This is a genomic window from Snodgrassella sp., assembly GCF_024103505.1.
Taxonomy (GTDB): domain Bacteria; phylum Pseudomonadota; class Gammaproteobacteria; order Burkholderiales; family Neisseriaceae; genus Snodgrassella; species Snodgrassella communis.
Map to the genome: position 1 here is coordinate 1 of NZ_JAGGIJ010000014.1, position 8,227 is coordinate 8,227.

An 8,227-nucleotide genomic window follows, 5' to 3' on the forward strand; every position below is an offset into this window, starting at 1 on the left:
CCGTCACCAGTGCCGTCACCGGCATCCTTGGTGGCCAAACCAACCTGCAAGCGGCCACCAACGCCCTCGCACCGTATGCCGCAGAACTTATCGGCAAACAATTCGGTCATGGCGACAACCAGAATCAGGCCGCCCAACTGGTAGCCCATGCCCTACTGGGCGCCATCAGCGCCAGCGTAAATGGCGGTAATGCCGCTGCCGGAGCAGTAGGCGCCAGTGCAGCCGAACTGGCCGCGCAATACCTGATTAAACAACTGCCCAAAGATCAGTATCCCGAAGCCATAGACCCGAGAACCGGCGAGATAGACCCGAACCGCTTACCGGAAAGCGTCAAAGCCAGCATCAGAGACCTATCATCAGCAGTGGCCACCGTATCAGGTGGGCTAACCGGAGGTTCATTGGTTAATGCACAGATAGCCGGGGTGGTTGGACAGAATGCAGCTGAGAATAATTACCTTAGTGATGCACAAGCTGCTCAGGAACAGAAAGAGCTGAAGCAGTGCACAAATATAGGATGCACTGCCAAAGTCAAGACTCAATGGGCTGCTATTAATGTAGCACAGCAAGCCAGCTTTACCGCGGGTATCGCCGTCGGCTTGCCAGCAGGTGCAATTGAACCTATCCAAGAGCTGGTACAGATGGCAACAAACCCGGGAGAAACCTACGAGGCTTTGAAAGGTTTGTTCACCAGCGGCAACATTCTGGGAAATGTAAGTGATGCAGTAAAAGAATCGTACATAAGCAGATTAGATAAGCTGGAAGAAGAATATCAAAGAGCTGGAGCCAGTGGTTCATATAATGCGGGTATAGAGACCGGCAAATTACTACTGGATATGGCCTCACTGGCGACAGGAGTAGGAGGAGCGGCGAAAGCAGGAATAAAGGTAACCGAAAAAGCGATAACCAAGGTTGCCAATGCGGCTAAGAAGGAGGTAATAGAAGCTGGTAAGGGGGCTGGAAAAGGTGCTAATATTGCGAAAGGTAGTGCTGGAAAGGGGATTGATGTTGCCCAAACCGAGAAATTAGCAGTACAAGCACAACAAGAATTAATAAACGAAATTAATAAATTTAAATCTAATACTCAAGCTGAAAAAGTAGCTGCAATGATTGGTGCTTATGATCCTGTAACAGGAAAGACTGCTGTTGGTTATAGTAATAAATTGATTACGGCAGAATCATTACACCCAACAACAGTAAGCTATATTGAAACACAATTAGGTGTTAAGATAGGTGAGTTCACCAGCTTTTGTAAGAATAAAGCTGGAGCATGTGCAGAGGTATCTGCTGCAGATAGTTTAATAAGACAAGGGGCTAAACCCGAAAACATTCAGTTCACACAAGCAATTAGACCAAAAGCTTTTAGGCAGGAAAATAGTATAATTTCTGAAAAAGTGATCGTTAAAACATGTGATAATTGTAAGGTTACCTGGCCACGAGGAACAAAATAATGAATCAATTAAAAACATCTTGGGAACCGGGATTTGGAACGATTTATACCTGGTTTGGAATGGATAAGAACGGAAAAATAGCTGTGATGGTTAATAATTGTTGGGGATGGCTCCCTAATGCACTTTTATCAGTTAATGATTTTGAAAATTTATTAGATGCACTTAATGAATATAAATGGGAAGAATCAGAAACATATACTCATTATCCTCCAAATAAAGATGGTGAAACGTTATTAGACTTATATTCATCTCTTGTTTATAGTGATATTAAGTCCAAAATGGAAATTGATAGTTGGATTAATAATAAGCAATTTGAACCACTAAACGAAATTAATTTACCATCACGGAAAGGATTTTTTGTTTATCATAGCATTGAAGGAGATAATCCAGGGCAAGATTATCCTGTGGGCTACAATGGTAATACTAAAATGGGTGATTATTTCCGATATTTGATGCCAACCATCTATGCTTCAATTGAAGATTTCCCAGAAGAATTACGTCATGGAATAGCTATGTCAGATACTGTTGATTTTACCGTTGATAGATTGCTTGATAATGACAAAATTGATGAATATTTTCCAAGGATGTATAAAGAATAAATGATAAACCCTGTATTTGCAGGGTTTTGTTTTATATTTAACTAATAATAAAAAATAGTGATGGTTTGAATAAAGTAAATATCCATCAAATACCATCAGCGCCAGCGTAAATGGCGGTAATGCCGCCGCCGGAGCAGTAGGTGCGAGCGCAGCCGAACTGGCCGCGCAATACCTGATTAAACAACTACCCAAAGATCAGTATCCCGAAGCCATAGACCCAAGAACCGGCGAGATAGACCCGAACCGCTTACCGGAAAGCGTCAAAGCCAGCATCAGAGACCTATCATCAGCAGTGGCTACCGTATCAGGCGGGCTAACGGGTGGTTCACTGGTTAATGCGCAGATAGCCGGTGTGGTTGGGCAGAATGCAGCTGAGAATAATTACCTTAGTGATGCACAAGCTGCTCAGGAACAGAAAGAGCTGAAGCAGTGCACAAATATAGGATGCACTGCCAAAGTCAAGACTCAATGGGCTGCTATTAATGTAGCACAGCAAGCCAGCTTTACCGCGGGTATCGCCGTCGGCTTGCCAGCAGGTGCAATTGAACCTATCCAAGAGCTGGTACAGATGGCAACAAACCCGGGAGAAACCTACGAGGCTTTGAAAGGTTTGTTCACCAGCGGCAACATTCTGGGAAATGTAAGTGATGCAGTAAAAGAATCGTACATAAGCAGATTAGATAAGCTGGAAGAAGAATATCAAAGAGCTGGAGCCAGTGGTTCATATAATGCGGGTATAGAGACCGGCAAATTACTACTGGATATGGCCTCACTGGCGACAGGAGTAGGAGGAGCGGCGAAAGCAGGAATAAAGGTAACCGAAAAAGCGATAACCAAGGTTGCCAATGCGGCTAAGAAGGAGGTAATAGAGGCTGGTAAGGGGGCTGGAAAAGGTGCTAATATTGCGAAAGGTAGTGCTGGTAAAGGAACAACCAGTACAGGAAGCAACGCTGGGGAATATCTTGAAGACTTCAAACCATCACCAACACCTGCCGAGTTAGTCCAACAACAAGCGGGTCAAACTAGTAAGGTTACAATAAATACTGAACACATTTTAAATGGCGAAATAAAAACTTATAAAGATGGCACAAAAGTAGGCACTGGAGGACATTACTTACGAGACCCAAATATTAAAGTAGATAAATGGACTGGCGCTGCTGATGCAAATGGTGTAAAAACCGGATATATTTCAGTAAGAGATCCTGCAACCGGTAAATGGTATAAAAAGCCGGCAGAAACAACATTTTTCCCAGAACATTGGTCTAAACGACAAACTGAGATGGAAATTAAGAGTGCTTTTGAGAATTCAAAACCTCATGCCGACCCATTGAAGAAAGAAATGTGGCAAGGGACATCCTCTAGTGGATTAAAAATTGAAGGCTATTATAAAAAACCCAATGGAACTGGTGCAACAGCTTGGCCTGTTTATCAGGGAGCTAAAAAATAATGATTAATCAAAAAATTTATTTTATATGGAAAGATGGAGCGTATCGTATGTCTCCAACACCAGAAGAAAGTAACATTAAATTTATTCCTAAAGTAGGCCCTGGAATATACGAAATAGGCTCTTGGCTAACAACAGATCTTCCTACGGGAGTAAACTCAGTCAATATCTGGATCAACAATCTCACCGATTTAGAAAACAGCCGAGCACCAGATGGCATGTTTGGTATCGGTAATGCCCACTGGGTATTAATTACTGGCGATTATGTGTTTATCGGTACTGAGTATGTAGAAGAACAGCAGGTTATCATGACCAGAGAGCAGCTTTTATACGTTCTAGAACAATATAAGACTTTTTTAGAAGGAGATTATAATGACCCCAATAATCCGCCAGATCCTATTGATGTTGAATTTATAGCAGAAGGCCAAGAAGCTATTGACATGTATAATGGATTAGAAGGCTCCCATCAGGTTCTTTACGCTTGCTAATTGGTTCTCCACCTAACCGTGGAGGCCATCTTCTTAGCAAGTTTTACTAAAAAGATTTAGGCTAAATCAACCTAGATAACGCACTAGGTGGCAGGATTACAACCAGCTCAGCGAAGACAAAAAACAACTCGTCCTCAGAGAGACCAGCAAAGACTACCGCACAGCAGACGAACAAGCCCAATCATGGGGTATCGGCGGCGGCAAGAGCCGTGCCCTGAACGCCGTCACCAGCGCCGTCACCGGCATCCTTGGCGGCCAGACCAACCTGCAAGCGGCCACCAACGCCCTCGCACCGTATGCCGCAGAACTTATCGGCAAACAATTCGGTCATGGCGACAACCAGAATCAGGCTGCCCAACTGGTAGCCCATGCGCTCCTAGGCGCCATCAGTGCCAGCGTAAACGGTGGTAATGCCGCCGCCGGAGCAGTAGGCGCCAGTGCCGCCGAACTGGCTGCGCAATACCTGATTAAACAACTGCCCAAAGATCAGTATCCCGAAGCCATAGACCCGAGAACCGGCGAAATAGACCCGAACCGCTTACCGGAAAGCGTCAAAGCCAGCATCAGAGACCTATCGTCAGCTGTAGCCACCGTATCAGGTGGTATAACGGGTGGTTCACTGGTTAATGCACAGATTGCCGGTGTGGCTGGGCAGAATGCGGTGGAGAATAACGCCCTCATCAACAGCAATGGCGAAAGCAAACTAAATGCCCAAGAAAGAAAAATAAACGAAAAACTAAAAAAAGCCGGCGTACAAAATGCAGATGATTACCAAAGAAAATATGATGCTTGTAAAACTGAAGCATGTAGGCAGCAAGTTAAAAAGGACTATATAGAAGCTACCGAACAGGCATCTAAAATCATACTTGACTTGTATAGAAGCGGACAGTTATCAACTGAAGAATCAATGATATTGTTAACAAGCTATGCAAGTAAAATGATGCAGGGAGCAGGAGAAAGCCAGGATGGATTAAGTACACCTATTTTCAATATGGATGCTCAGAGATGGACGCCATCTGGAGTAATAGCCAATCCTGATTTCCAGCAAATAACACTATCTAATTTAGTGAAAAAAATGAAGCAGTCTGGCTCATCTGAGCAGCAAATCGCAATGCAGGTATTGCGATATCAGATTGCAGGTCAGGCTATAGGTTCGTATTCTATGGTTGAGCAGGTAGATGCTTTATACCATTCTGGAGTAAGTTTAAATACAGTAATCAATGCAATTGCACTAAAACGAGGCAAAGCATTATCAATTAATGAAATAAAGGCAATTACAAGCAGATACAACAATAACGCCGGAAGTCTTGTAACTGCAAATGGACAGGTAATAAAAAATAATGGGCACCAGAGTACAGCCAGCGAATCGCATGGAGCGCAACAAAGCGGTGGAAAAGGTAAGGTAGGTGGTGCTCATAAGACTGAACAGGGAGCTAGTGATAAAATCAAAAATATCTATAATTCGATTAAAGATTCACCACAGTATCCTCAAAATTTTAAAGCTATTCAAAATGGAACAACCAGAAATGCTGTTAAAAATCAAGCATTATTAGAACAACTTAGGGAAATTGAACCAGGAAAATGGACGAAGGTTTATAAAGATGGCTTTGATGCATCAGGAAAAAAGGTATCAATTCATTATTTTCAAAGTCAGAGTGGTAAAGTATTTAATGTGAAAGTTAAGCCTAATTGGAGTAATATAAAATGATGAAAGTTAGTTATACTATTGATAGAAATCAGTCTGATCAATTTATTAGTTTTTTAATTTTGGGTGTTTTATATTCTTTAGAGCATAAGTTAATATCTATAGATGATGCAGAGGGATTCATATTTATGCCTTCAGTTGCTCAAATTTTATGTAAGGCACAATTATCTAACGAACTGATTGATATTATTGAATCTGGCTGTGAGCTTGATGATATAGTTGATTTGGTTCCTGAACAGCTGGATAACAGTATTAAAGAATTAATGATAAAAACTATGTCCGTGTTAAAAAATAGCAAGAAAGTTGGCCGATTACTTGATAAAAAAATAGATATCATTATGGATTAATATAATGTTATTTTAAGATAGTACTACCTGGGCACAGGCATGATTAGAGCCGTGCCCTGAATGCCGTTACCAGTGCCGTCACCCGCATCCTTGGCGGCCAGACCAACCTGCAAGCCGCCACCAACGCCCTCGCACCCTATGCCGCAGAACTTATCGGCAAACAATTCGGTCATGGCGACAACCAGAATCAGGCTGCCCAACTGGTAGCCCATGCGCTCCTAGGCGCCATCAGTGCCAGCGTAAACGGTGGTAATGCCGCCGCCGGAGCAGTAGGCGCCAGTGCCGCCGAACTGGCTGCGCAATACCTGATTAAACAACTGCCCAAAGATCAGTATCCCGAAGCGATAGACCCGAAAACCGGCGAGATAGACCCGAACCGCTTACCGGAAAGCGTCAAAGCAAATATCAGAGACCTATCATCAGCGGTAGCCACCGTATCAGGCGGGCTAACCGGAGGTTCACTGGTTAATGCACAGATTGCAGGAGTGGTTGGGCAGAATGCAGCAGAGAATAATTACCTTAGTGATGCACAAGCTGCTCAGGAACAGAAAGAGCTGAAGCAGTGCACAAATATAGGATGCACTGCCAAAGTCAAGACTCAATGGGCTGCTATTAATGTAGCACAGCAAGCCAGCTTTACCGCGGGTATCGCCGTCGGCTTGCCAGCAGGTGCAATTGAACCTATCCAAGAGCTGGTACAGATGGCAACAAACCCGGGAGAAACCTACGAGGCTTTGAAAGGTTTGTTCACCAGCGGCAACATTCTGGGAAATGTAAGTGATGCAGTAAAAGAATCGTACATAAGCAGATTAGATAAGCTGGAAGAAGAATATCAAAGAGCTGGAGCCAGTGGTTCATATAATGCGGGTATAGAGACCGGCAAATTACTACTGGATATGGCCTCACTGGCGACAGGAGTAGGAGGAGCGGCGAAAGCAGGAATAAAGGTAACCGAAAAAGCGATAACCAAGGTTGCCAATGCGGCTAAGAAGGAGGTAATAGAGGCTGGTAAGGGGGCTGGAAAAGGTGCTAATATTGCGAAAGGTAGTGCTGGTAAAGGAACAACCAGTACAGGAAGCAACGCTGGGGAATATCTTGAAGACTTCAAACCATCACCAACACCTGCCGAGTTAGTCCAACAACAAGCGGGTCAAACTAGTAAGGTTACAATAAATACTGAACACATTTTAAATGGCGAAATAAAAACTTATAAAGATGGCACAAAAGTAGGCACTGGAGGACATTACTTACGAGACCCAAATATTAAAGTAGATAAATGGACTGGCGCTGCTGATGCAAATGGTGTAAAAACCGGATATATTTCAGTAAGAGATCCTGCAACCGGTAAATGGTATAAAAAGCCGGCAGAAACAACATTTTTCCCAGAACATTGGTCTAAACGACAAACTGAGATGGAAATTAAGAGTGCTTTTGAGAATTCGAGACCTCATACTGACCCACGAAAAAGGGAAATGTGGCAAGGGACATCCTCTAGTGGATTAAAGATTGAAGGATATTATAAAAAACCGAATGGAACTGGGGCAACAGCTTGGCCTATTTATCAAGGAGTTAAGAAGTAATGTTAAAGAAGAAATTGTATTTTATATGGTATGAAGGGAAATATATTCTTTCTGGAACTACAAAAGATGAAAATATTAGACATGCGCCAAAGCAAGGTTATGGGATATGTGAAATAGCTGCTTGGTTAGCGACAGACCTGCCTACAGGGGTTAATTCAGTTAATATTTGGATTAATAATCTCACCGATTTAGAAAACAGCCGAGCACCAGATGGCATGTTTGGTATCGGTAATGCCCACTGGGTATTAATTACTGGTAATTATGTCTTTATTGGTACCGAATATGTCGAACAACAACAAGTTGTTATTACTAAAGAACAACTTTTATATGTTTTGGAACAATACAAGGCTTGTTTGAAGGGCGTTTATAAAGATCCATATAATCCGCCCGAACCTATAACTGTTGAAATTATAGCAGAAGGCCAAGAAGCTATTGACATGTATAACGGATTAGAAGGTTCCCATCAGGTTCCTTATGCTTGTTAGAAAGCTTGTATTGTTTATACACTTGATGAAATGAAAGCACAACCGGATTTCGATGAAAGTGTAAATTATTCTAAGGCTGCATTAGAAATGGCTGTTTCACTTGAACCATGTAAATAAAATTTTTTATAAAA

13 protein-coding genes are annotated in these 8,227 nt (G+C 42.7%); 9 read left to right on the top strand and 4 right to left on the bottom strand.

The window, feature by feature from the left end:
* The 4 genes from J6578_RS10090 to J6578_RS10105 form a co-directional block, all read left to right on the top strand.
* Positions 1 to 1,448, top strand: a 1,448-nt coding sequence (locus tag J6578_RS10090; RefSeq protein WP_287954574.1) for a VENN motif pre-toxin domain-containing protein, incomplete at its 5' end; no start/stop codon positions are given.
* Positions 1,448 to 2,047, top strand: a complete 600-nt coding sequence (locus tag J6578_RS10095; RefSeq protein WP_239352915.1) for a hypothetical protein — start codon at positions 1,448 to 1,450, stop codon at positions 2,045 to 2,047. The genes J6578_RS10090 and J6578_RS10095, both read left to right, overlap by 1 nt.
* A 232-nt stretch (positions 2,048 to 2,279) precedes the next feature.
* Positions 2,280 to 3,494: an EndoU domain-containing protein gene (locus J6578_RS10100; protein ID WP_287954585.1), complete on the top strand. Its 1,215-nt coding sequence runs from the start codon at positions 2,280 to 2,282 to the stop codon at positions 3,492 to 3,494.
* A complete protein-coding gene (locus J6578_RS10105; RefSeq protein WP_100120983.1) occupies positions 3,494 to 3,979 on the top strand; it encodes a DUF5376 family protein in 486 nt (161 codons plus the stop codon). Before J6578_RS10100 ends, J6578_RS10105 begins: the two co-directional genes overlap by 1 nt.
* A gap of 181 nt (positions 3,980 to 4,160) precedes the next feature.
* Here J6578_RS10105 and J6578_RS10390 read toward each other — a convergent pair whose 3' ends face one another.
* Positions 4,161 to 4,349, bottom strand: a complete 189-nt coding sequence (locus tag J6578_RS10390) for a hypothetical protein (RefSeq protein ID WP_287954577.1) — start codon at positions 4,347 to 4,349, stop codon at positions 4,161 to 4,163.
* Positions 4,325 to 4,462, bottom strand: coding sequence for a hypothetical protein (locus J6578_RS10395; protein ID WP_287954579.1), 138 nt, complete (start codon positions 4,460 to 4,462; stop codon positions 4,325 to 4,327). Before J6578_RS10395 ends, J6578_RS10390 begins: the two co-directional genes overlap by 25 nt.
* 40 nt (positions 4,463 to 4,502) lie before the next feature.
* Between J6578_RS10395 and J6578_RS10120 the strand changes: the two genes are divergently transcribed.
* On the top strand, positions 4,503 to 5,687 hold the full coding sequence (locus J6578_RS10120) for a VENN motif pre-toxin domain-containing protein (protein ID WP_287954587.1): 1,185 nt from the start codon (positions 4,503 to 4,505) through the stop codon (positions 5,685 to 5,687).
* Complete coding sequence (locus tag J6578_RS10125) at positions 5,684 to 6,031, top strand: DUF3969 family protein (protein WP_239424539.1); 348 nt, start codon at positions 5,684 to 5,686, stop codon at positions 6,029 to 6,031. Before J6578_RS10120 ends, J6578_RS10125 begins: the two co-directional genes overlap by 4 nt.
* 23 nt (positions 6,032 to 6,054) lie before the next feature.
* On the opposite strand, the gene J6578_RS10130 is transcribed toward J6578_RS10125, so the two are convergent.
* Together J6578_RS10130 and J6578_RS10135 are read right to left on the bottom strand one after the other, a co-directional pair.
* Complete coding sequence (locus J6578_RS10130) at positions 6,055 to 6,243, bottom strand: hypothetical protein (protein WP_287954581.1); 189 nt, start codon at positions 6,241 to 6,243, stop codon at positions 6,055 to 6,057.
* Positions 6,219 to 6,356: a hypothetical protein gene (locus tag J6578_RS10135; RefSeq protein ID WP_287954579.1), complete on the bottom strand. Its 138-nt coding sequence runs from the start codon at positions 6,354 to 6,356 to the stop codon at positions 6,219 to 6,221. Before J6578_RS10135 ends, J6578_RS10130 begins: the two co-directional genes overlap by 25 nt.
* Before the next feature lie 40 nt (positions 6,357 to 6,396).
* Here J6578_RS10135 and J6578_RS10140 point away from each other — a divergent pair, with 40 nt between their 5' ends.
* The 3 genes from J6578_RS10140 to J6578_RS10400 are packed head-to-tail and all read left to right on the top strand — an operon-like array spanning position 6,397 to position 8,213.
* On the top strand, positions 6,397 to 7,611 hold the full coding sequence (locus J6578_RS10140; protein WP_287954589.1) for an EndoU domain-containing protein: 1,215 nt from the start codon (positions 6,397 to 6,399) through the stop codon (positions 7,609 to 7,611).
* Positions 7,611 to 8,096, top strand: a complete 486-nt coding sequence (locus J6578_RS10145; protein WP_287954583.1) for a hypothetical protein — start codon at positions 7,611 to 7,613, stop codon at positions 8,094 to 8,096. Before J6578_RS10140 ends, J6578_RS10145 begins: the two co-directional genes overlap by 1 nt.
* 9 nt (positions 8,097 to 8,105) lie before the next feature.
* Complete coding sequence (locus J6578_RS10400; RefSeq protein ID WP_502958003.1) at positions 8,106 to 8,213, top strand: immunity protein RhsI2 family protein; 108 nt, start codon at positions 8,106 to 8,108, stop codon at positions 8,211 to 8,213.
* Positions 8,214 to 8,227: the final 14 nt, after the last annotated feature.

Bases quoted from the DNA above. Each gene is read 5' to 3' on its own strand.
- J6578_RS10095 (WP_239352915.1), top strand. From the start codon at position 1,448: ATGAATCAATTAAAAACATCTTGGGAACCGGGATTTGGAACGATTTAT.
- J6578_RS10105 (WP_100120983.1), top strand. From the start codon at position 3,494: ATGATTAATCAAAAAATTTATTTTATATGGAAAGATGGAGCGTATCGT.
- J6578_RS10390 (WP_287954577.1), bottom strand. From the start codon at position 4,349: ATGGGCTACCAGTTGGGCAGCCTGATTCTGGTTGTCGCCATGACCGAA.
- J6578_RS10125 (WP_239424539.1), top strand. From the start codon at position 5,684: ATGATGAAAGTTAGTTATACTATTGATAGAAATCAGTCTGATCAATTT.
- J6578_RS10130 (WP_287954581.1), bottom strand. From the start codon at position 6,243: ATGGGCTACCAGTTGGGCAGCCTGATTCTGGTTGTCGCCATGACCGAA.
- J6578_RS10145 (WP_287954583.1), top strand. From the start codon at position 7,611: ATGTTAAAGAAGAAATTGTATTTTATATGGTATGAAGGGAAATATATT.